Here is a 22639-nt window from a genome sequence, read left to right on the forward strand (position 1 = left end):
TGACTCGTTCACGTCATCAACTTGGTAGCGACGTGAGGAGCCGGTGGCCGCCCTGCCCCGCAGAGACGCACCGTGTCGATCAAGGAGGCGTCAGTCGAGCGACGGGAGGGACGGGCCGAGCACGTCGTCGGCGTCGACGATGGTGTACGCGTACCCCTGCTCGGCGAGGAAGCGCTGCCGGTGCGCCGCGTACTCGGTGTCGATCGTGTCCCGGGAGACGACGGTGTAGAAGTGCGCCTGCCGGCCGTCCGCCTTCGGTCGCAGCACCCGCCCGAGTCGCTGCGCCTCCTCCTGCCGTGACCCGAACGTCCCGGACACCTGGATCGCCACCGCCGCCTCCGGCAGGTCGATCGAGAAGTTCCCCACCTTGGAGATGACCAGCGTCCGCAGCTCGCCGGAGCGGAACGCGTCGAAGAGCCGCTCGCGCTCCTTGTTCGTCGTCGACCCCTGCACGATCGGCGCGTCGAGGTATTCCCCGAGCTGGTGCAGCTGGTCGATGTAGCCGCCGATGACCAGTACCTGCTCGTGGGCGTGCCGCTGCACCAGCGCGCGGACCACCGGCAGCTTCGTCCGGGCGGTCGCCGCCATCCGGTAGCGCTCCTCCGCCTCCGCCGTCGCGTACGACATCCGCTCCGCGTCGGTCAGGGTCACCCGTACCTCGGTGCACTCGGCCGGGGCGATCCAGCCCTGCTGCTCGATGTCCTTCCACGGCGCGTCGTACCGCTTCGGGCCGATCAGGCTGAACACGTCGCCCTCCCGGCCGTCCTCGCGTACCAGCGTCGCCGTCAGCCCCAGCCGGCGGCGGGCCTGGAGGTCCGCGGTGAACCGGAAGATCGGCGCGGGCAGCAGGTGCACCTCGTCGTAGACGACCAGACCCCAGTCGCGCGCGGAGAACAGGTCCAGGTGGGTGAACGCGCCGCCGCGCCGCGAGGTGAGCACCTGGTACGTGGCGATGGTGACCGGGCGGATCTCCTTGCGCTCGCCCGAGTACTCGCCGATCTCGTCCTCGGTGAGCGAGGTGCGGGCGATCAGCTCCCGCTTCCACTGCCGGCCGGCGACGGTGTTGGTGACCAGGATCAGCGTGGTCGCCTTCGCCTCGGCCATCGCCGCCGCCCCGACCAGGGTCTTGCCCGCGCCGCAGGGCAGCACCACCACGCCCGAGCCGCCGGCCCAGAACGCCTCCACCGCCTCCCGCTGGTACGACCGCAGCGTGAACGGCTTCCCGCCGTCCTTGCCGGATTCGGCCAGCTCGATCGGGTGCGCCTCGCCGTCGACGTAGCCGGCCAGGTCCTCCGCCGGCCAGCCGAGCTTGAGCAGCGCCTGCTTGAGCCGGCCCCGTTCCGACGGGTGAACCGCGATCGTGTCGTCGTCGATCTTCGCGCCGAGCATCCCGGCGAGTTTCTTGCTCTTGGCGACCTCGATCAGCACCAGCCGGTCCAGGGCGCGCAGCACGAGACCGTACGCCGGATCGTTGGCGAGCTGGAGCCGGCCGTACCGGTCCATCGTCTCGGCCACGTCCACCAGCAGCGCGTGCGGCACCGGGTAGCGGGAGTACTTGATCAGGGCGTCGACCACGGCCTCCGCGTCGTGGCCGGCGGCGCGGGCGTTCCACAGCCCCAACGGGGTGAGCCGGTAGGTGTGCACGTGCTCCGGCGAGCGTTCCAACTCGGCGAACGGCGCGATCGCCATCCGGCAGGCCCGGGCGTCGGGGTGGTCGATCTCCAGCAGCAGGGTCTTGTCCGACTGCACGATCAGTGGTCCACCGCTCACGCCAGCGTCCTCTCCTCGACCGGGGTGTCGGCCGCCTTTTTGGGCACCATTCGCGCCGCAGGCCGACCATCCAGTGTTGCACGAGTTCAGGAGCGCACAGAAAATTGCCGGAAGGACGCAACGTTTCCCGTCTGCCGCACGTCTAGCAATGGGACGGCCGACGCCGGGAGGGTCAGATGACACACAAAGGTCTCACCATCCGGGCGGTCGCCTTGGCTGTGGTCACGCTGGTCGGCGCGGGTGGGTGCGCGTTCGATCCGCCGGCCGACCCGGGTGGCACCGGAGGGGGGCTCGCCCCGGTCGGCAGGGCGGAACAGGTAACGGGGGTGAACGACGTCTCCCCGCCCGACCAGCGGGCCCGGCCCGCATCGTCGCGCAGGACTCCGCCCGTGCCGTCGGACAACCGGCGGATCACCCCCAAGCCGGCCAACAAGACCCGCTGCGCGCAGGGTGAGCACCAGCGCGAGGTCGAGGGGTACCTCGCCCGCCTCGGTGGCTTCGGCCCGGTCACCGTCGACGGCCGACAGTCGGATCCCGACTGCGCCGCGATCAAAAAGTTCCAGCAGCGGTACGACATCCGCCCGGCCGCCGGCCGCGCCGGCCCGCTCACCTACGACGTGGCGAAGCGGCTGGCCACCACCGACACCAAACGCTGCGACGCCGGCTCCGGTGTCACCTTCTGCATCGACCTGAGCCGGCAGACCACCTGGGTGATGAAGGGCGGCACAGTGGTGGCCGGCCCGACCGTCACCCGCACCGGTATGGCCGGCTACGCCACCCCGGCCGGCACGTACCGGATCAACTTCCGCAACCTGAAGGAGTGGTCCGACCCGTACGAGGTGTGGCTGCCGTACTGGCAGCGCTTCAACGGCGGGATCGGCTTCCACGAAACCACCACCTACCTGCACGACGGCGGGATCGGGTCGCACGGCTGCGTCAACCTGCTGCCCGCCGACGCGGTCCGCTGGTGGCAGCTCGGCTCGGTCGGTTCCCGGGTGGTGCTCTTCGGCCGCCGCCCGGGCACCTAGGGCTGCCATGAGTGTCGACCAGGAGCCAACCGTCAACGAGGCACGGCACCCCACCGACGAGGTCTCCACCGCGACCCTGCTCGGCTACCTCGTGGCCGCGCTCGCCCTCTTCGGCTGGTTCCTGTTCGGATGGCTGGTGCAGCGGCAGGGTTTCGTCGCCTCCGTCGGGGAGACCGCCGGCGCCGCCTTCGCCCTGCTGCTCATCGTCTCTGTGGTCGGCACCGTCCGCCGCGACCGCCGTTGACCGGTCAACCCTCCCGCACCGCCGCCGTGATCCGGTGCAGCGCGAAGGTGTGCAGCATCTCCGTCCGCTCGTCCTCGGCCCGCAGGTAGCCGGCCCCGATCGACACCGGCCGGACCAGCCGCGACGCGGTCGCCCCGTGCGCGTCGACGTACCCGACCCAGACCAGCGCCTTGTCCCGCAGTGCCTGCTGGAGCACCGCCAACGCGTCGCTGTGACTGTGCGCCGGCATCGGCCCGGCCGCCGCCCGCGCCGCGCCGCCGCGTACCACCGCCGGGGCCCGCCGGGCCGCCCGCGTCGCCGCGTCGCCGCGTCGCATCTGCTCCACCACCCCGAGCAGCCGGGGCATCGCCGGCTTCGGGGCCGCCAGCGGGTCGACACTGTGGCCGGTCGCCGCCCGGGCGGGCGCCCGCCGGGTTTTCGGCCGGGCCAGCACCGCCGCCCCGGTGGCGTCCTCCGGCACCGGGGCGTACCCGGCGTCGCGGAGCGCGAGCAGCATCCGCTGCACCTGGTACGGGGTGACCAGCACCGTCGGCGCGAGCCGGCGGAACCCCAGCGGCTCCAGCCGCCGGTCGGCCAGCACCTCGGCGAGCAGTGCCTCGTCGTCGCTGCGCACGTACCCGCCGGCCGACCCGACCCGCAGTCCGCCGTGTCTGCGTGCCACATCGTCCACCAGGTACGTCAACCCCTGTGGCACGGGAGTACGCGACCGGCGGCGGAACAGCGCGTGCAGGTCCTCGGTGGTGTAGCCGGCGTCCAGAGCCCGCCGGACGCTGGCGGTGGTGACCCGGTGGACGCTCGCGCCGCCGGCCGACTCGTGCTCGGCCACCACGTCCAGTTCGGCGGCGAGCATCGGGTCCGGCGGGCCGGGCACCACCACGGACAGGTCGGCCTGCACCAGGAAGTGGTCGACCGGGGCGGGCAGCAGGGCGTCCAACGCGCGCACCGCGCTCGACGGTTCCCCGCTCTCGGCGTCGGAGCGCAGGCCCAGCGGGTCGCCGCCGCCCCGTCCGTCGGCCTCGGTGACCTCGGCCAGCAGCAGCCGCCCGTACGAGGTGAGCGCGCCGAGCCCGGTCACGCCGAGCTGGGCCGCCTCGGTCAGCACCTCCCGGTGGGCGGCTTCCCGTCCCCGGCTGCGTCGGGGCGCACGCCAGTCGAGCAGCGCCAGCACCTCGTCGGGGCTGGGAGCGGTGGCCGGCGCCAGGTCGGCGAGCACTTCGAGCACGGCCCGGCGGGCGGCCGGTGCCCCGGCTCGTTCCGCCTCGGCGGAGAGCACGCTGATCGGGCGGTCCCGGTCGTCGCGCTGGCCGACCAGCCCCACCTGGCGACTCATGGTGAGCCAGGCCCGGGCCAACTGTTCCCACCGGTGGGCCAGGGACACCGCCCGCCACACCTCGTACCCGCCGGTCGGCAGCACCTGCTGGTCGGCGCCGTACCGGGTGGTGGTCGCCCCGGGCAGGTCCGTCTCGCCGACCAGCCCGGCCGCGTACGCGACCTCCAGGACCAGCGCGGTGGCCGCCTCGTCCAGCCCGGTCACCCGGGCCAGCCGGCGCAGGTCGCGGACCCCGACGCCACCCGAGCGGAGCACCGGTGCCGGCTCGGCGGCGAGGCTCTCCAGCAGCGCCTCGGTGTGGCGTACCAGCTCCATGGTCTGCCCGGCCCCGGCGGAGTCGGCGAGCTTCGGCTCGCGGAGCGTGCCGGCCACCGGCGGCGGGCTGGTGCGCAGCGGGCCGAGCGGACCGCTGTCGCGCCGCAGCAGCAGTCCCACCTCGCGGGGTAGCTCCACGGTGCCGGTGGAGACCCGGACCAGCAGCCGCGCGTCGACCAGCCAGCGCACCGGCGATCCGGTCGGTGCCCCGCCGTTGGTGGGGTCCGGGGGCAGCTCGTCCTCCGCGCCGACCGCCGGGGCCTGGAGGGCGCCGGGTGGCACACTGCCCACCGGTGGGCCGGCGGCGAGCCGGTCGAGGACCGCCCGGGCCGACGGGGGAGCGGCGAGCAGGGTCCGCCGCAGCTTCGCGGCGTCCGCGCAGAGCGCCGCCGCCCGCGGGTCCAGCTCCGCCGCCGGTCGCCCCAGCCCCGCCGGGTACGGAGCCACCTCGTCCACGCCGCCCGCCACGCGCAGCGCTGACTCCGGGCCGTACAGCAGAAACAGCGCGCGCAGCCGGTCCAGCGCACTGCGGACGCTGGTCGGCGCGGGTGGGTGCGGCCCGGCGGTGGTGATCGCCAGCACCGCGTCGGTGGAGCTGGTGCCGTCCTCGGGGCGCCGGGTGAGCCGGGCGGCGTCGAGGACCTGGAGGGTGAACTGGTCCAGTCCGTCCAGCGCGCGAGCCACGGAGACCCGGGACTCGGCCCGGACGGCGAGCGCGGTGACGTCGGCCGGTACCGGTACGACAAGGTCGGGCCGCAGTTGCAGCAGTGCGGCCAGCGACTCGTCCGGCAGGGCCCGCAGGTGGTCGGCGAGTGAGGTGGTCATCGTCGTTCCACGCTAGCCCGCTGGAGGCCCCTCCCGCCCCTCGGACGTCGCGCTGGATCGCCCTCGGGCGGGTACGTTCTCGGGGTGGCTGCGCTGATGGTCGGTTTCGACCTCGACATGACCCTGATCGACTCGCGTCCCGGCATCGCCGCCTGCTACCGGGCGTTGACCGCGAAGACCGGGGTACACGTGGACGCCGAGCTGGCGGTGTCCCGGCTCGGCCCGCCGCTGCGCACCGAGATCGCGCACTGGTTCCCGCGCGAACGGGTCGACGAGGCCGTGGACATCTTCCGCGAGCTGTACCCCGCGTACGCGATCACCCCGTCGGTGCTGTTGCCGGGTGCCCGGGAGGCGGTGGCCGCGGTGCGCGCCCGGGGTGGGCGGGTGATGGTGGTGACCTCGAAGCGCGACCGGCTGGCCCGGCTGCACCTGGACCACCTCGGGTTGGTGGTGGACGAGCTGGTCGGGGACCTTTTCGCCGAGGAGAAGGCGACCGCGCTGCGCACGCACGGCGCGACGCTCTACGTCGGCGACCATGTGGCGGACATGGTGGCCGCGGAGGCGGCCGGGGTGCCGGGGATCGGGGTGGCCACCGGCCCGTGTGACCGCGACGAGCTGCGGGACGCCGGGGCGCGGCTGGTGTTGGATGATCTCACCGGATTCCCGGCGGCGCTGGACCGGATCATCGGGCTAGCCTTGGAGCAGTAGACGTCACGAGCGAAGCAGAGGTTCTCAGGTGCCGACGGGTCGAGTGAAGTGGTATGACGCGGCCAAGGGATACGGGTTCGTCACCAGCGACGAAGGTGGCGATGTGTTCCTGCCCAAGGGCGCGCTACCGGAGGGTGTCACCGACCTCAAGGGCGGGCAGCGGGTCGATTTCAGCGTGGTGGACAGCCGTCGGGGTGCCCAGGCGATGGGCGTGAAGCTGCTGGAGGCTCCGCCGTCGGTGGCGGAGCTGCGCCGCCGGCCGGCCGAGGAACTGCACGGCCTCGTCGAGGACATGATCAAGGTGTTGGAGGCGAAGGTCCAGCCGGACCTGCGCCGGGGTCGGTTCCCCGACCGGAAGACCGCGCAGAAGATCGCTCAGTTGGTCCACGCGGTGGCCCGCGAGCTGGAGGTCTGAGGGGTCAGTCCGGCGGCGGCGGCCCGGCCCAGCAGCGCCTCTACGGCGGCGAACCCCGCGTCTCCCAGGTCCGCGGTGAACTCGTTGACGTAGAGGCCGATGTGCCGGTCCACCACGTCGGGCTCCATCTCCTGCGCGTGGGAGAGCACGTAGTCACGGCTCGCCGCGGGGTCGGCCCAGGCCTGCCGGACCGACTCGCGGATCCAGCCGGCGGCCTCGACCGGGTCGACGGCGCCCCGGCGGGCGAGGATCGCGCCGAGCGGGATCGGCAGGCCGGTGTCGCTCTCCCACCATTCGCCCAGGTCGACCAGGGCGGTCAGCCCGTGCCGGGGATAGGTGAACCGAGCCTCGTGGATGACCAGCCCGGCGTCGTACCGTCCGGCGGCGACGGCCGGCATGATCTCGTGGAACGGCACCACCTCGATCCGCGCCGGTGGCCGCTCGGCCGACCAGAGCCGGAAGAGCAGGTACGCGGTGGTGCGGTCGCCGGGTACCGCCACGGTGGCGCCGCTGAGGCCGCCGCCGGCGGGCTGGGCGCCGGCCGTGGGGCGGGTGAGCACCAGCGGGCCGCAGCCGCGGCCGAGGGCGCCGCCGCAGGGCAGCAGGTGGTAGTCGTCCAACAGCCAGGGCAGTGCCGCGTAGCTCACCTTCACCAGGTCGAACGCCCCGCGTTCGGCGGCCGTGTTGGTGACGTCCACGTCCGCGTACGTCACCTTGACCGGCGGTGCCCCCGGCACCCGGCCGTGCACCAGGGCGTGGAAGACGAACGTGTCGTTGGGACAGGGCGAGATCGCCAGGGAGAGCGCCACCACCCCACCGTAGCGCTGCCCGATCGGCAGCCCTTCCGCCCTCTGCCCGCGTGCTGGGAGCCGAGTCGACCGGCGGAACCAGGTGTCGAGTCGCACGCTGCGAAGCTGACGGCACAGGCGGATCGGCGGGGGCGAGTCGTCCAGCCGGATCGGCGGGGGCGAGTCGTCCAGCCGGATCGGCCGGGGGCGATTCGCCTACGTAATCAGCTTTGCAGGCTGTCTGCCCACCCCCTGTCCCCAGGCCAGGCTGTTTTCCACAGGGTTTTCCACAGCCGGGAGGAGAGGCTTGGGAACGGTGTCGGCCGCAGCCCACCATGGAAGCGTGACGACCACCCCGCCTCGAACGCTGGACCTTGGCCCCACCCTGCGGGCGCTGCGCCGCCGGGCCGACCTCAGCCAGCGCGAGCTGGCCGACCGGTCCGGGGTGCCGCAGTCCACCATCGCCCGGATCGAGTCGGGAGGAAGCCGCGATCCCCGGTTCCGCACCATCGAACGGCTGGTCGGAGCCATGGCCGCCGGGCTCACCATCTCACTCGAAGACCCGACCGACCACGGTGCGGCCACCCCGGGCCTGCCGGCGGTGCCGCACGAGGAACTGCGGGACAGCGCCGGCCGGCACTGCCCCGCCCACCTCGACGCCCGCGCGGTCCACGAACCCCGGGACTGGCGGGGTGCCTGGTGGGCCGGCTGGTATGACCTGCCGCCCGAGCGTTGGCCAGCGCCACTGCCTCTGGTGACGTACGACCAGGACCGGGCCGTCCGCGACAGGCGCCGAGCCGGTGAGCGGGTGCGCCGCGCGGTGCGAATCCGGCGGGTGACCGGCGTTGACCTGCCCGCCACCTCCTGGCGGTTCGTGGCGGAGCTACCCGACGGCGAGTTGGTGGGTGAGCTGCGGGCCCACGAGCGAAACGTCGACTTTCTCGCCCCCTACGACCTGCCCGGCCGGCGGGAGGTCGTCCTCGACGGGGTGCTGGTCGCCATCGCGCACCGTTGGCTCGGGATCGGGCGACGCCTGCTCGACGCGCTGGTCGCGGAGATGGATCGGACGGGGACCGACACCGCGTACGCGATCGGTGAGACCGGCGGTATCCGCTTCCTGCTGTCCTGCGGGTTCCGGCTGGAGGCGGCCCAGCCGGCGGCGCTGCGGCTGGTGCGTCCGTTCAGCGCAGCGCCCGGGCCGCCTCGGTCAGCGCGCTGAACGCCTCCCGCATCCGCCACGCCCCGCGGTCGCGTGGGCCGACCGGGTTGGAGATGGTCCGCAACTCGGCGAAGGGCAGGCCGGCCTGGGCGGCGGCGACCGCCACGCCGTAGCCCTCCATGGCCTCCGCGACGGCGGCGGGGTGCCGGTCGGCGAGGGCGGCGGTGCTGGCGGCCGTGCCGGTCACCGTGCTGACGGTCAGGATCTCGCCGACGGTCGCGTGCGGCAGCGCCGCACGCAGGGCGGCCAACAGCTCCTCGTCCGCCTCGACCACCGGCCCACCGCCCAGCAGTTCCGGAGGCATGCCCAACTCGTCGATCGGAAGGAAGCCCTCCGGTGACTCCGCGCCCAGGTCGGCCGCGACGCTACGGCTGCCCAGCACCGTCGCCCCGACGGCCACCCGGCCGACGAAGCCTCCCCCGATCCCGACGCTCACCACCGCCCGGTACGGCCGATCCGCCGCCTCGGCCAGCGCCAGCAGCCGGGCCGTGGCGGCACCCGCCACGGCCGGGCCGACCCCGACCGCCCGGACCGTCACCGTCGAATCGGCCACGCCGGCGCACACCGCCTCCGCCTCGGCCGGTACCGCGGTCAGCACCAGCAGGCCGGTCACGACACCGGTCCCGGCGACTGTCGTGGCTGCTCGTCGTCCGCGCCGCCGGAACGAGCGGCGGAGGAGGGCCGGTAGATGTGGTACCCGGGCGGGGCCAGCCCGTCGTCGTCGGGCCTGCCGACGGGTGCCGGTGAGGTCGGCGCGGCCTGGGCCGCCGCCGTCAGGGAGGCGTCGTCCGGTTCGGCCGCCCGCCCGGCGGCGTCGTCGGGTTCGGCCGTCCGGGTCCGTACGCTCAGTTCCTCGTCGCTGAGCGGCCGACCGATCAGCCGTTCCGCGCGCAGTCGGCCCGCGACGATCCCACCCCGAACAGCCGCCAGCACTGCGAACCCGGCGGCGACCGCGACGCCGGCCTGCCCGGCGAACGGGACCAGGCCCAGCGCGCCGCCGGCCACGAAGGCCAGCATCAGCGCGGTCTCCGAATGGGCGAACGAACTGGCCCGCAGCCGCTCCGGGATCCGCTCCTGGATCGAGGCGTCCACGGCCAGCTTGGCGATGCCGCTGCCAAGAGCCGTCACCAGGCATAGCAGCACCACCATCGGCAGGGAGAACCGTACCGTGGCGAGGATCCCCACCCCGGCCACGATGGTCATGCTGCTGGACTGGATCGCTGCCGGTCGGTGGATGCGCAGCCGGGTGCCGAGCGCGGTGGCCAGGAAACTACCGGCCGCGAGTGCCCCACCGACCAGGCCCAGCGCCATCTGGTCGCTCAGCCTCCGGCCGAAAAAGTCGGTGGTCAGGTCGCCCTTCTTCAGCGCGAACGCGAGGAACAACAGCAGGAAGCCGTAGAGCGCGCGCAGCGCCGCCGCACCGACCAGGGTGGCCATCACCAGTCGGCCTGCGGGGTGGCCCCGGCCCAACGGTCGGTGCCCGTCGTGGCGCAGCACTCGCAGCGGATTGGGCACCCGCTCGGGTGGCTCGGAGTCCGCCTTTGGCGGCAGCCGCAGCGCGATCACCATGCCGACCAGGAAGACCACCGACGCGACCCGCAGCGGCCACTGCGGCCCGAACCAGAACGCGGCCAGCCCGATCGGGGCCACCAGCGCCCCCGCCACCGTGCCGTAGACGCTGGCCCGGGCACCGACCTGGGAGAGCCCGAGACCCTCCGGTAGCAGCCGGGGCACGGCCGCCGAGCGGGCCACCCCGTACGCGCGGGAGAGCGCCAGCACGCCGAAGGCCGCCGGATAGAGCCCGAAGCCGCCGATGTAGTCCGAGATCAACCAGGCCAGGAATCCCCGGCCGAGCATGGTGGTGGCCAGGGCGTACCGCCGGCCGTGCCGGAAGTGGTCGAGCAGCGGGCCGACCACCGGGGCCAGCATCGCGAACGGCACCATTGTCACCAGCAGGTACAGCGCCACCTTGCTGCGGGCCTCGCCCAGTGGCACGTCGAAGAAGATCGTCCCGGCCAGGCCGATGGCGATCAGGGTGTCCCCCGCGCAGGAGAGCGCGTGCAGGTCGAAGAGGCGGACCATACCCGCCTCGCCGCCCGCGCCCCGCGCCCGCGCCGACCCCGCCCGTCGGGTCACCCACCGTCCGCCGCTGACGGAGCCGCGAAACATCAGGCGTGCGGTGCGGATGCCCGTGCCGACGCTCCGTCCGAGTACGGAGCGCCCGGAGCGGGAGAACAGCGGCATGTGCTCCATCCTCACCCATCGGCTGCCCGCGCGTCGCGTCACCGGGGGAAGATGCCGCGGCGGGGTTCTGCGGGGAGTCCCTGACAGGCGACGACGCGCATGGGGAACAATGGACGGGTGACCAGGCCCGCCTCCACCCGCGCCGCCCGCCTCGACCAGGTCTGTGCCGCCGCCGTCGAGGTGGCCCGCGACGCCATCACCGAGGTGGAACCCGCCGACGTCGGCGACCACCTGCGTGCGGTCGCCGAAGGTGACCGGGTGGTCACGCACTACTTCGAGTGTCGGCTCGCCGGGTACCGGGGCTGGCGCTGGGCAGTCACCGTGACCCGGGTGCCGCGCAGTCGACACGTCACGGTCTGTGAAACGGTGCTGCTGCCCGGCTCGGACGCCCTGCTCGCCCCCGGTTGGGTGCCCTGGCAGGAGCGGCTCAAGCCGGGTGACCTCGGCCCCGGCGACCTGTTGCCCACGCCGCCGGACGACGAGCGTCTCGCCCCCGGTTATTTGCTCTCCGACGACCCGGCGGTCGAGGAGGTTTCCTGGGAGCTCGGCCTGGGTCGGCCCCGGGTGCTGTCCCGGGAGGGTCGTGCCGAGGCTGCCCAGCGCTGGTACGACGGCGATCACGGCCCCGCCGCGCCGATCTCGGTCGCCGCACCCGCCACCGCCCGCTGCGGCACCTGCGGCTTCTACCTGCCGTTGGCCGGCGCGCTGCGGCAGTCCTTCGGTGCCTGCGGCAACTTCTACGCCCCGGACGACGGCCGGGTGGTCAGTGCCGACCACGGCTGTGGCGCGCACTCGGAGACGCTGGTCGAAGCCGCCGAGCCGCCGGTCGACGAGATGCCGACGGTCTACGACGACAGCGCCGTCGAGGCCGTGTCGGTCAGCCGCGCCCCCGGTTCGGTGGAGGCGGCGGAGCCGGCCGAGCCGTACGGCCACCCCTGACCGGAGCACCGCACGGCCGATGACGCGATCGCGGGGATCGGCTCAGTCCTGACCCACGGCCCGACGGCGCCGGCGCTTCGCGTCGTGCCGGATCATTACGGCCAGGCCGGGGAAACCCCACAGGAAGCCGGCCAGGCAGGTCCAGAGCCAGTTCTGGTGCCCGTGCTCGGCGAGCCAGTCCCTGCGGAGCAGCAGGACCAGCCCGGCGATCGCCCAGGCGACCAGCCCGGCGACCGCGAAGGGAACCATCGGCGGGTCGAGCGGCTCGGGGCGGGGCGCTTGCTCCTGGGGCACGGGGCACAGCGTACCGGCTCCGGCTTTTGTCGCCCCCGCTGATCTGGGACGATGCGCGCGACAACGGTAGATCACCTGCGAGGACCTGATGGCCATTGCCCCGCCGGACAACGGCACTCCACCCGATCCCGCTCACCCCCGCACCGGTTTCGACCGGTTCTTCGAGATCTCCGCCCGTGGCTCGACGCTGAGCCGGGAGGTACGGGGTGGGCTGGCGACCTTCTTCACGATGGCGTACATCGTGGTCTTGAACCCGCTGATCCTGGGCGGCGCCGTCGACGGCGACGGCAGGAAACTCGCCATTCCCGCGATCGCCGCCGCGACCGCCCTGGTCGCCGGCCTGATGACGATCCTGATGGGGGTCGTCGGCCGGTTCCCGATGGCGGTGGCCGCCGGCCTGGGCGTGAACGTGCTGGTCGCGTACGAGATCGCCCCGCAGATGACCTGGGCTGACGCGATGGGCCTGGTGGTGATCGAGGGTCTGATCATCGCGGTCCTGGTGCTCACCGGCCTACGGACGGCGGTCTTCCGTTCCGTGCCGACCCAGATGAAGACGGCGATCGGCGTCGGCATCGGGCTCTTCCTCACCATCATCGGCCTGGTCGACGCCGGTTTCGTCCGGCGGGTTCCGGACGCCGCGAACACCACCGTGCCGGTGGGTCTGGGCATCAACGGCAAGATCGTCAGTTGGCCGATGCTGGTCTTCGTGGTGGGTCTGTTGCTGACCCTGGTGCTGGTGGTACGCCGGGTCCGGGGCGCGATCCTGATCGGCATCCTGGCCTCCACCGTGCTGGCGATCGTGGTGGAGGCGGTGGCGAACGTGGGGCCGTCCTTCGTCGACGGCAAGCCCAACCCCACCGGCTGGTCGCTGAACGTGCCGGAGTTGCCGGACCGGATCGTGGACGTCCCCGACCTGTCGCTGCTGGGCAACTTCAACGTGCTGAACTCGTGGAGCCGGGCCGGCTGGCTGGTGCCGCTGATGTTCGTCTTCACGCTGCTGATCACCGACTTCTTCGACACCATGGGCACGATGGTGGCGATCGGCCAGGAGGGGGACATGCTCGACGAGCGGGGCACCCCGCCACGGGCGAAGGAGATCCTGCTGGTCGACTCGATCGCCGCGGCGGCGGGTGGTGCGGCGAGCGTGTCCAGCAACACGTCGTACATCGAGAGCGCCGCCGGTGTGGCGGAGGGGGCCAGGACGGGAGTGGCCAACCTGGTCACCGGCGCGCTGTTCCTGCTGGCGATGTTCCTGGCGCCACTGTCGGCGGTGGTGCCGTTCGAGGCGGCGTCGACGGCGCTGGTGGTGGTCGGCTTCCTGATGATGACCGCGGTACGCACCATCGACTGGACCGACTACGAGATCGCCATCCCGGCATTCCTGACCATCACCCTGATGCCCTTCACGTACTCGATCTCCAACGGCATCGGCGCCGGCATTATCACCTACGTGCTGCTGAAGCTGGCGAAGGGGAAGGCGCGGGAGGTCCACCCGCTGCTGTACGGGGTGGCCGTGCTCTTCGTGCTGTACTTCCTGCGCGGGCCGATCGAAGCCGCGCTGTGAGTCGACGCCCGCCGCGGGCCAGGTGGCTGGACCTGGCCCGCGGCGGGCACATCCCCCGGTGAGCCTGCTCATATCGCGGGTCGCCCGGCAGGTTCATTAGTTAAGCTAACGATTGTGACGGAGCGGACGGTGACGGCGGAACGCGTGCCACCGGCGCGACTGGCTCCCCAGTTGCGTGATGCGATCACCCGACTCAACCGCCGGGTCCGGCGGGCCCGGCCGGTCGGCGACCTGACGGTCACCCAGCTTTCCGCGCTCACCAGCCTCAAGCTGGCGGGCGCGCTGACGCCCCGGGAACTGGCCGACGTCGAGCGGGTGCAGCCCCCGACGATGACCAGGATCGTCGCGAAGCTGGAGGAGCGCGGCCTCGTGCAGCGCACCCCCCACCCGACCGACCGCCGCCAGGTCATCCTGGCGGCCACCGAAGGGGGCCGGGCCGTGCTCGAACAGTTCGAGCGGGCCCGCGACGAGTGGCTGGCCCAGCGGCTGGCCGCGCTCACGGAAGACGAACGCGACACGCTTCGGCGGGCCGCCGAGATTCTCCAGCAGCTCGCCCGCGCCTGAGCCCGCGCCACCGGGTCCGCGCCGTCCGTGGTGATTCGGCGTACGCGACGCGAGGAGGCGCACCAAGAGTGCAGGCGAAGTTGAGCACGATGTTCCAGTCCCTACAGGTCCGCAACTACCGGCTCTTCGCGTCCGGGCAGCTGATCAAACTGATCGGCGTCTGGATGATGTTCATCGCCCAGGACTGGCTCGTTCTCGAGCTCTCCGACAACTCCGCCACCGCCCTCGGCGTGGTGACCGCGCTCCAGTTCACCCCGGTGCTGCTGCTCACCCTCCTCTCCGGTCGCCTTGCCGACCGGTACGACAAGCGTATGATCCTCTTCGTCGCCAATGCCTTCTGGACGGTGCTGGCGCTGGCGATGAGCCTCCTGGTGATCACCGGCCTGGTCCAGCTCTGGCACGTCTTCGCCTTCGCCGCCCTGCTCGGCGTCGCCAACGCGGTGGAGACCCCGGTCCGGCAGGCGTTCGTCAGCGAACTGGTCGGCGTGTCGCTGCTGCCCAACGCGCTCTCGCTCAACGCCGCCACCTTCAACTCGGCGCGGATCGTCGGCCCGGCCGTCGCGGGCCTGGCCATCGCCGCTTTCGACGTCGGCCCGGTCTTCGGAGTCACCGCGCTCAGTTCGATCGCCCCACTGGTCACCGTGATCCGGATGCGCCCCGCCGAGCTGTACCGCAAGGAACTGCCCCCGGTCGCCGAACGCGGCTCCGCCAAGGTCGTCGACGGGCTCCGGTACGTCTTCCGCCGACCCGACCTGCTGCTGCCGATGGTGGTCATGTCGGTCATCGGGATGTCGCTGTTCAACTTCCAGCTCACCCTCGCCGCGCTGGCCAAGACCGTGTTCCACACCGGCGCCGCCTCGTTCGGCCTGTTCAGCACCGCGCTGGCAGCCGGGGCGCTGGTCGGGGCACTGGCCGGCACCGGGCGGCGCAGCCGCCCCTCGGTCTGGCTGGTGCTCGGCGCCGCGGTCGGCTGCGCCACCTTCGGCACCCTGGTCGGTCTCGCGCCCGCGTACTGGCTGGTGGTGGCGCTGCTGCCACCGACCGGCTTCTTCATGGTCTTCTTCGCCCAGGCCGCCAACCAGCGGGTCCAGCTCGGCACCGACGCCGCCTTCCGCGGCCGGGTGATGGCGCTGTGGGTACTGGTGTTCCTCGGCACCAACCCGGTCGGGGCGCCGCTGATCGGCTGGGTCGCCGAGACGTACGGCGCGGGGGCGAGCATCTGGATCGGCGGGCTGCTCTCGCTGGCCACCGCCCTGCTGGCACTCGCCTGGCAGCTGCGGCGCGACGGTGCCCGGCTCCGCTTCCGGGTGCTGCCCATGCCGCGCTTCTACATCGTCTCCGCCCCGGACTGCTGACCTTCTCGAAACGTGCGGTCCGGGTCACCCTGGGTCAGGTTTCTCGCCCGGATGCCGGCAATCCGGTGGCGGCGGCCGGGCGTGGGCCTTAGCGTCGATACGTGGGAGGCGGTAGCGGGGCTCTGACGCTGGTGTTGGCGTTTCTCGCCGTGGCGTGCCTGCCGGCGGCGTTCGCCCTGCTCCTCTGCCTCGACGACATCATCGACCGGGTCGTCTGCGGCTGGGTCGAGTGGCGGGAACGGCGCCGCGAGGGGCGCACCCTCGCCCGGCTCGGCCGCTCCCTGGGCGGGGACGCCCTCACCCGCCACGTCGACCTGGCCCGGTTGGACCGGCCCGACCGACAGCCCTTCGAAGGCGTCGCCGCCGACCTACGCCGCCTCGCCCGGCATCGGCTCGCCGCGGGCGGCCGTTCGGTGGTCTGGCACAGCTCGGTCATGGACGCGTACGACGACCGGCTCCGCGCAGCCTGCCAGGCGTTGGGAATCGCCGAGCACCTGGGGGAGCTGACCGGTGTGGACCGGGAGATCGAGCGGGTCCGGGTGGAGGGGATGCTCGCCCGGGCGGGTCTGGTGCTGCCGACCACCCGAGGGGTACGCCGGCTGCGTGACCCGCAGGCGTGAGGCTCTTCGTCGCGGTCCACCCGCCGCCGGCGGCCGTCGCCCATCTCACCGCGCGGGTCGCCGGGCTGCGGGTCGGGGCCGCTTTCGCCGCCGGCATCAACGTACGTCTCGCCGACCCGGCCAACCTGCACGTCACGCTCGCCTTCCTCGGCGAGGTGCCGGCCGACCGGCTGGTCGACGTGCAGAGCGCGCTCGGCCTCGCCGTCGAGACCGCCCGGCGGGGCTGGGACAGTTCGCCCCGGCTCCACCTCGGCGGGGGCGGACGGTTCGGGCGGGGTCGGTTCACCGTCCTCTGGGTGGACCTGCGCGGCGAGGTGGAGGCGTTGCACCTGCTGGGCCGGCTGATCCGGGCTGGGCTGCGCCGCAATCGCCTCCCGTACGACGAGCGGCCGTTCCGCCCGCACCTGACGATCGCCCGCCCCGGCGATCGGATCGACCGGTGCGACGTGGTGGCCGACTGCCTGACCCTGGACGACTACCGGGGTCCGGAGTGGCCCGCGTCCGAACTGGTGTTGGTCCGCAGCCACCAGGGCCCCCGTCCCCGGTACGACCACCTGGCCCGCTGGCCTCTCTGACCGTGCCGGGGGCCCGTGACCTGGGAGATCAGGACGACTCGCGGGCCGCCGGGCCGCTGCCGAAGAGGACGTCGTCCCAGCTCGGCAGCCGCTTGCGCGGCTTGCCGCCGGCCTCGGTCGATTCGCCGCCGGTCGCCGCCGCGGCACCCGTGCGGCGCGGTCGCAACACCGCCAGCGACGGTACGGCCGGGACCTCCTTCGGGGCGTCCGAGTCGTCGTCGAAGGCGGAACCCTGACCACCGCCGAGCAGCGCCGCCGCACCCCCGCCGACGGCCCGCTGCCGGGGCGCGTCGCCACCGGCGAGGGCCGCCGGGGAACGCGGGTCGAGCCCACGCCCGCCGGTGCCGCCCAGCGGTCGGTCGAGGGAGGCGAGCAGGGCGTCCCGCCCGGCTCGGATCGGATCCCGCCCGGGTCGGGGTTCGGCTGGGGTCGGCAGACCGTGCCCGCCCCGGCTCGGCTCGCCCCGCGACGGGCCGGGCAGCGCGTGACCGCCACGCTCCGGTGCCGGCTCCTGGCCGAGGATCGGCGTCGGGCGCTCGGCGCAGAGGTACTGCGCCATGTCGTCGTGCGGGGTGACGTGCTGCCGGGTCTTGTCGAGATCCCACACCGCCTGCGCGGTGGCCTTGCCGGACGGCCAGGTGGCGATGACCCGCCAGGTGCCGTCGTCACGCCGGTACGCGTCCCAGGAAATCTTTTCGGTGTCGATCCCGTGCTGGGCCAGCCGGCCGTTGACCACCTCGGCGAGCGGGGTCGCCTTCTCGGCGCCCTTGAGCCGGGTACGCCGGGCGTGCTGGGCGAGCATGGCCCGTTCCTGGAGCACCGGGCCGGCGTACCGCAGGACGCGGTCGACCGGGACGCCGGCGATCCGGGCGACGTCCTCGGCGGACTCGCCGGAACGGATCCGGGCCTGGATGTCCCGTGGGGACAGGGACGGGGTCGGGTCAACGGCGGCGGGCACCACGGACAGCGGTGCGGCGCCGGGCTCGGCGTGCAGCACCGAGGCGATGCGGTCGTCGATGGGGAGGGCGAGCAGCCGCCCGACCTCGTCGGCGAGAACCAGAGCCTGGCCGTCCTCGGAGAGGGCGACGAAGCGTACTGGGCGCATGGCGTTGCCTCCGTCCCGCTTCGCTGGCCGTCACGCCACGAGCCGGCCACCCGGGCGTCTCGCACCACCGTACGCCCATCTACCCGACGGTGGGGGATGCGACACCCGCATGTCGCGACTGAGCTGCGGCAATGATCACGGTGGGTGGCTGGGGAACGCCCGGTGACCACCCACCGTGATCGCCGATCAGAGTCGCTCGACCACGTAGTCGATGGACGCGGTCAGCGCCTCGACGTCGGCCGGTTCGATCGCCGGGAAGAGCGCGACCCGCAGCTGGTTGCGGCCCAGCTTCCGGTACGGCTCGGTGTCCACGATCCCGTTGGCCCGCAGCGCCCTGGCGACCGCCGATGCGTCCACCGCGTCGACGAAGTCGATGGTGGCGACCACGTTGGAGCGCAGCCCCGGGTCGGTGACGAACGGGGTGGCCACCTCCGAGCGCTCCGCCCAGCCGTACACGACGGCGGCGCTCTCGGCGGTGCGCTTGGCCGCCCAGGCCAGCCCGCCCTGCGCGTTCATCCAGTCGGTCTGCTCCGCGGCCAGGAGGATGGTCGCCAGCGCGGGGGTGTTGTACGTCTGCTCCAGCCGCGAGTTGTCGATCGCGGTGACCAGGTCGAGGAAGGCCGGGATGTAGCGGCCGGACTGCTTGATCTCGGTGGCCCGGGCGATCGCGGCCGGCGACATCAGCGCCAGCCAGAGGCCGCCGTCGGAGCCGAAGCACTTCTGCGGGGCGAAGTAGTAGACGTCGGTCTCGCCGACGTTGACCTCCAGGCCGCCCGCGGCGGAGGTGGCGTCGACCAGCAGCAGGGAGCCCTCGTCGGCGCCCGCGACCCGGCTGATCGGCACCGCGACACCGGTCGAGGTCTCGTTGTGCGGGGTGGCGTAGACGTCCACGCCGGCCTCGGCGACCAGGGTCGGGGCGCTGCCCGGCTCGGACTTGCGCACGGTCGGCTCGCCCAGGAACGGCGCGTCGGCGACCGACTTGGCGAACTTCGCGCCGAACTCGCCGAAGCTGGCGAACTGGGCCCGGTCCCGGACCAGACCGAAGGCGGCGACCTCCCAGAAGGCGGTGGTGCCACCGTTGCCGATGACCACCTCGTAGCCCTCGGGAAGGGAGAAGAGCTCGGCGATGCCGCGTCGCAGCCGGGCCACCTGGTCGCGGACGGTCTTCTGCCGGTGCGAGGTGCCCAGGTAGCTGGTCGCCGCGTCGGCGAGGGCGGAGACGGCCGCCGGACGGACCTTGGACGGCCCGCAGCCGAACCGCCCGTCGGCGGGCTTGATGTCGTCGGGGATCCGGATGGTCGGTGCGTCAGCCACGGTTGTCTCGATCCTTCCGCGTGGGCGAGGGCGGGCCCGGTCCGGCAGCGCTGCCGGCCTTCATCCTCGCACCCGCAGCGGACCGTCCGGCCGTCGGTCCCGGGCCGGAAGCTGAGTCGTGCACCACAACCGGGTCGGCCCGGCGTCGCAGCCGGTCCGCAGGTGGTGAGAAGCGCCACACCGGGCACGCGAAGGCCCCGCCCAAGCGGCTTGGACGGGGCCTTTCGGGTACGCGGTCAGACGCCGTGCGGGACGGCGTCCCAGCCCTCGACCTCCTGCGGCTTGCGGGAACCCGGCCCGATGTAGCGGGCGGACGGCCGGACCAGCCGCTGGAGCTTCTTCTGCTCCAGGATGTGCGCACTCCAGCCACCCATCCGGGCGCAGGTGAACATCGAGGTGAACATGTGCGCCGGCACCTCGGCGAAGTCCAGCACCACAGCCGACCAGAACTCGACGTTGGTGGCGAGCACCCGGTCCGGGCGGCGGGCCTGCAGCTCGGCCAGCGCGGCCCGCTCCAGCGCCTCGGCAACCTCGAAGCGCGGGGCGCCCAGTTCCCGGGCGGTGCGGCGCAGCACCCGGGCGCGCGGGTCCTCGGCCCGGTAGACCCGGTGCCCGAAGCCCATCAGCCGTTCGCCCCGGTCGAGCACGTTCTTGACGTACCCCTCGGCGTCGCCGCTGCGCTCCACGGCCTCCAGCATGCTGAGCACCCGGGAGGGGGCGCCGCCGTGCAGCGGGCCGGAAAGCGCGCCGATGCCGGAGGAGATGCAGGCCGCGGCGTCGGCGCCGGTGGAGGCGACGATCCGCGCGGTGAAGGTGGAGGCGTTCAGGCCGTGCTCGGCGGCCGAGATGAAGTACGCGTCGACGGCCTTGACGTGCCGCGGGTCGGGCTCCCCGCGCCAGCGCTTCATGAAGCGCTCGACGATGGTCTCCGCCTTGTCGATTTCCTTCTGCGGCACGGCGGGCAGCCCCAGGCCGCGGGCGGACTGGGCGACGAAGGAGAGCGCGGTGACCGAGACCCGGGCCAGGTCCTCGCGGGCCTGCTCGTCGGAGATGTCCAGCAACTGCTGCAGACCCCAGTACGGGGCCAGCATGGCGACCGCGGACTGCACGTCGACGCGGATGTCGCCGGAGTGCACCGGGACCGGGAACGGCTCGGCCGGCGGCAGGCCGGGCCCGAACCGCCCGTCGACCAGCAGCGCCCAGACGTTGCCGAAGGAGACCTGACCGATCAGATCCTCGATGTCCACGCCGCGGTAGCGCAGTGCGCCACCTTCGCGGTCCGGTTCGGCGATCTCGGTCTCGAAGGCTACGACGCCCTCCAGGCCCGGTTTGAAGTCGGACATTGTCGTCTCCTGGGTGTGGTCGGTACGCCCGTCGCGGCCCGGTCCGGCCCAGCACCGTAGGCGACCGTCTGGAATGTGTTCGTGACATCTTGCCTGGTGGGTAACCGGGTGCGCGAGCCGCTGCGGCTGTGCTGCGCACGACATCCCCCCGGGCGCGCGACCGCGCGGCGTCGGCGAGACTGTCCGGTGCGGGCTGGCCAGCGCGGGGGGACGGCCACAGCCCGGCGAGAGGGAGAGGGAACGTGACCGGCGACACACCCGCCCCGGCGGCCATGCGCAACGAGTACGCCGCCGACGAGGGCCTGTCCGAGGTTGGCCTGGCCGCCGACTGGCACACCCAGTTCGACCGGTGGTTCGCCGACGCGGTCGCCGCCGGGCTGCCCGAGCCGAACGCGATGGTGGTCGGCACCGCCGACGCCGCCGGTCGTCCCAGCGGCCGTACCATCCTGCTCAAGGGCTACGACCCGGCCGGGTTCGTCTTCTTCACCAATTACGATTCGCGCAAGGGTGTCGAGGCCGCCGTCAATCCGTGGGCCAGCCTGGTCTTCCCGTGGTTCGCGATGCAGCGGCAGGTGGTGGTCGCCGGGCGGATCGAGCGGGTGGACCGGGCCGAGACCGAGGCGTACTTCGCCAGCCGGCCACGCGGCTCCCAGCTCGGCGCGTGGGCCAGCACCCAGTCCCGGGTCATCGCGGACCGGGCGGCGCTGGACACGGCGTACCGGGCGGCGGCGGAACGCTTCGCCGAGGTGGAGCCGATCCCGGCGCCGCCGCACTGGGGTGGCCTGCGGGTGTGCCCGGAGACGGTGGAGTTCTGGCAGGGGCGGGCCAGTCGGCTGCACGACCGGCTGCGGTTCCGGCGTACCGACCGCGGCGACTGGGTCGTGGAGCGGCTGGCCCCGTGACCTCGCTCCGGTCGGTCGGGGGGCGGGCCGCCCGCCGCTGGGCGATCGATCTGCGCCCGCTGCGGGTGCCGGCGTACCGGCGGGTCTGGCTCGGCAACACGCTGGCCATGTTCGGCTTCCAGTTGACCGCGGTCGCGGTGCCGGTGGAGATGTACGCGCTGACCGGCGACTCGCTCTGGGTCGGGCTGCTCGGCGTCGCCGGGTTCGCCCCGCTGCTGGTCTTCGGGCCGTGGGGCGGTGCGGTGGCCGACGCCCGGGACCGTCGGCGGGTCTTGCTGGCCGGCTCGGCGCTGCTGTGGGCGTCGATGCTGGGTCTGCTCGGGCACGCGCTGCTCGGCGGCCACCCGGTGGCGTTGCTGGCACTGGTCACCGTGCACTCCACCGCGTTCGCGATCAGCTCGCCGGCCCGGTCGGCGATCCTGGCCCGGCTGCTGTCGCCCGAGCTGGTGCCGGCGGGCAGCACGCTGAACTTCACCACCTTCACGGCCGCCTCGGTGGCCGGGCCGCTGGCGGCGGGGCTGATCTTCGCGGCCTTCGGCGACGCGCGGGGCCTGCCGGTCGCGTACGCGCTGGACGCGGTGCTCTTCACCGGGCTGGTGGCGGCCACCGTCCGGCTGCCGGCCATGCCACCGGCGCCGCCGGCCGAGGGGGAGGCCCGGCGCGGCGGTCTCGCCGGCATCCTCGACGGGTTCCGCTATCTGGCCGCCACGCCGGTGCTGCTGCTGTCGTTCGCCATCGACCTGATCGCGATGGTCCTGGCGATGCCGCGGGCGCTCTTCCCCGAGGTGGCGCAGGAGCGGTTCGGTGGCGGTGCGACGGTGGGCTGGCTGTACAGCGCCATCGCGATCGGCGCGATGCTGGGCGGGCTGACCTCCGGCTGGATCGGTCGGCTGCGTCGGCAGGGCGTGGCGTTGGTGCTGGCGGTGGTCGGCTGGGGCCTGGCGATCGCGCTGGCCGGGCTGGCCCGGCAGCTCTGGCTGGTGGTGCTGCTGCTCGCCGTGGCCGGGTCGGCCGACCTGGTCAGCGCGGTGCTGCGCCAGTCGATGTTGCTGAGCTACGCGCCGGACCGGATGCGCGGCCGGCTGCAGGGGGTCAACACGGTGGTGGTCGCGGGCGGACCGCGCCTGGGTGACCTGCGGGCGGGGGCGATGGCGGCCGGGCTCGGCTCGGGGGTGGCC

At 73.3% G+C, this 22639-nt stretch carries 22 protein-coding genes; 13 read left to right on the top strand and 9 right to left on the bottom strand.

Features of this window, described 5'->3' with window-relative positions; all coding sequences use genetic code 11:
- Positions 1-90: 90 nt before the first annotated feature.
- Positions 91-1770 (bottom strand): DNA repair helicase XPB, encoded by a 1680-nt coding sequence (locus tag E1166_RS10915; RefSeq protein ID WP_132338117.1) that lies wholly within the window; start codon positions 1768-1770, stop codon positions 91-93.
- Positions 1771-1946: 176 nt separating this feature from the next.
- Between E1166_RS10915 and E1166_RS10920 the strand changes: the two genes are divergently transcribed.
- Together E1166_RS10920 and E1166_RS10925 are read left to right on the top strand one after the other, a co-directional pair.
- A complete protein-coding gene (locus E1166_RS10920) occupies positions 1947-2798 on the top strand; it encodes a L,D-transpeptidase family protein (protein WP_132338119.1) in 852 nt (283 codons plus the stop codon).
- A 7-nt stretch (positions 2799-2805) separates the two neighbouring features.
- Complete coding sequence (locus tag E1166_RS10925) at positions 2806-3042, top strand: hypothetical protein (protein ID WP_132338122.1); 237 nt, start codon at positions 2806-2808, stop codon at positions 3040-3042.
- A 4-nt stretch (positions 3043-3046) separates the two neighbouring features.
- On the opposite strand, the gene E1166_RS10930 is transcribed toward E1166_RS10925, so the two are convergent.
- A complete protein-coding gene (locus E1166_RS10930) occupies positions 3047-5512 on the bottom strand; it encodes a helicase-associated domain-containing protein (protein ID WP_132338124.1) in 2466 nt (821 codons plus the stop codon).
- Positions 5513-5596: 84 nt separating this feature from the next.
- Between E1166_RS10930 and E1166_RS10935 the strand changes: the two genes are divergently transcribed.
- Together E1166_RS10935 and E1166_RS10940 are read left to right on the top strand one after the other, a co-directional pair.
- Positions 5597-6220, top strand: coding sequence for an HAD hydrolase-like protein (locus E1166_RS10935; RefSeq protein WP_132338126.1), 624 nt, complete (start codon positions 5597-5599; stop codon positions 6218-6220).
- Positions 6221-6248: 28 nt separating this feature from the next.
- Positions 6249-6635 (top strand): cold shock domain-containing protein, encoded by a 387-nt coding sequence (locus E1166_RS10940; RefSeq protein WP_132338128.1) that lies wholly within the window; start codon positions 6249-6251, stop codon positions 6633-6635.
- On the opposite strand, the gene E1166_RS10945 is transcribed toward E1166_RS10940, so the two are convergent.
- A complete protein-coding gene (locus tag E1166_RS10945; RefSeq protein WP_132338152.1) occupies positions 6596-7444 on the bottom strand; it encodes a 1,4-dihydroxy-6-naphthoate synthase in 849 nt (282 codons plus the stop codon). The genes E1166_RS10940 and E1166_RS10945 overlap by 40 nt on opposite strands.
- Positions 7445-7766: 322 nt before the next feature.
- Between E1166_RS10945 and E1166_RS10950 the strand changes: the two genes are divergently transcribed.
- Positions 7767-8642, top strand: coding sequence for a GNAT family N-acetyltransferase (locus E1166_RS10950; RefSeq protein ID WP_243710295.1), 876 nt, complete (start codon positions 7767-7769; stop codon positions 8640-8642).
- Here the strand turns inward: E1166_RS10950 and E1166_RS10955 are convergent.
- Together E1166_RS10955 and E1166_RS10960 are read right to left on the bottom strand one after the other, a co-directional pair.
- Complete coding sequence (locus E1166_RS10955; protein ID WP_132338130.1) at positions 8605-9255, bottom strand: futalosine hydrolase; 651 nt, start codon at positions 9253-9255, stop codon at positions 8605-8607. The genes E1166_RS10950 and E1166_RS10955 overlap by 38 nt on opposite strands.
- Positions 9252-10886, bottom strand: coding sequence for an MFS transporter (locus E1166_RS10960; protein WP_132338132.1), 1635 nt, complete (start codon positions 10884-10886; stop codon positions 9252-9254). Before E1166_RS10960 ends, E1166_RS10955 begins: the two co-directional genes overlap by 4 nt.
- A 99-nt stretch (positions 10887-10985) precedes the next feature.
- On the opposite strand from E1166_RS10960, the gene E1166_RS10965 reads away from it, so the two are divergent.
- Positions 10986-11825 (top strand): DUF3027 domain-containing protein, encoded by an 840-nt coding sequence (locus E1166_RS10965; protein WP_132338134.1) that lies wholly within the window; start codon positions 10986-10988, stop codon positions 11823-11825.
- Between the two features lie 42 nt (positions 11826-11867).
- Here the strand turns inward: E1166_RS10965 and E1166_RS10970 are convergent, their stop codons facing one another.
- Positions 11868-12119: a DUF2530 domain-containing protein gene (locus E1166_RS10970; protein WP_132338136.1), complete on the bottom strand. Its 252-nt coding sequence runs from the start codon at positions 12117-12119 to the stop codon at positions 11868-11870.
- 88 nt (positions 12120-12207) lie between these two features.
- On the opposite strand from E1166_RS10970, the gene E1166_RS10975 reads away from it, so the two are divergent.
- From E1166_RS10975 to thpR, 5 genes are all read left to right on the top strand, one after another.
- Positions 12208-13683, top strand: a complete 1476-nt coding sequence (locus E1166_RS10975) for an NCS2 family permease (protein WP_132338138.1) — start codon at positions 12208-12210, stop codon at positions 13681-13683.
- A 114-nt stretch (positions 13684-13797) separates the two neighbouring features.
- On the top strand, positions 13798-14247 hold the full coding sequence (locus E1166_RS10980; protein WP_207914153.1) for a MarR family transcriptional regulator: 450 nt from the start codon (positions 13798-13800) through the stop codon (positions 14245-14247).
- A 68-nt stretch (positions 14248-14315) separates the two neighbouring features.
- Positions 14316-15602, top strand: a complete 1287-nt coding sequence (locus E1166_RS10985) for an MFS transporter (protein WP_132338140.1) — start codon at positions 14316-14318, stop codon at positions 15600-15602.
- Positions 15603-15703: 101 nt separating this feature from the next.
- Positions 15704-16222: a hypothetical protein gene (locus E1166_RS10990; protein WP_243710296.1), complete on the top strand. Its 519-nt coding sequence runs from the start codon at positions 15704-15706 to the stop codon at positions 16220-16222.
- Positions 16219-16797, top strand: coding sequence for an RNA 2',3'-cyclic phosphodiesterase (gene thpR / locus E1166_RS10995; RefSeq protein WP_132338142.1), 579 nt, complete (start codon positions 16219-16221; stop codon positions 16795-16797). Before E1166_RS10990 ends, thpR begins: the two co-directional genes overlap by 4 nt.
- 28 nt (positions 16798-16825) lie before the next feature.
- Here thpR and sepH read toward each other — a convergent pair whose 3' ends face one another.
- The 3 genes from sepH to E1166_RS11010 all read right to left on the bottom strand — a co-directional run bounded on the left by sepH (position 16826) and on the right by E1166_RS11010 (position 20559).
- Complete coding sequence (sepH, locus tag E1166_RS11000; RefSeq protein WP_132338144.1) at positions 16826-17902, bottom strand: septation protein SepH; 1077 nt, start codon at positions 17900-17902, stop codon at positions 16826-16828.
- 186 nt (positions 17903-18088) lie between these two features.
- The gene (serC, locus tag E1166_RS11005; RefSeq protein ID WP_132338146.1) at positions 18089-19216 is read right to left on the bottom strand and encodes a phosphoserine transaminase; all 1128 of its coding nucleotides are present in this window, start codon (positions 19214-19216) and stop codon (positions 18089-18091) included.
- A gap of 236 nt (positions 19217-19452) precedes the next feature.
- On the bottom strand, positions 19453-20559 hold the full coding sequence (locus E1166_RS11010; protein WP_132262939.1) for a citrate synthase 2: 1107 nt from the start codon (positions 20557-20559) through the stop codon (positions 19453-19455).
- Positions 20560-20831: 272 nt separating this feature from the next.
- On the opposite strand from E1166_RS11010, the gene pdxH reads away from it, so the two are divergent.
- On the top strand, positions 20832-21461 hold the full coding sequence (pdxH, locus tag E1166_RS11015; RefSeq protein ID WP_132338158.1) for a pyridoxamine 5'-phosphate oxidase: 630 nt from the start codon (positions 20832-20834) through the stop codon (positions 21459-21461).
- Positions 21458-22639: MFS transporter (locus tag E1166_RS11020; RefSeq protein ID WP_132338148.1), on the top strand; the 1182-nt coding region annotated here is incomplete at its 3' end. The genes pdxH and E1166_RS11020, both read left to right, overlap by 4 nt.

This window comes from Micromonospora sp. KC213, from assembly GCF_004348325.1.
Taxonomy (GTDB): Bacteria; Actinomycetota; Actinomycetes; order Mycobacteriales; family Micromonosporaceae; genus Micromonospora.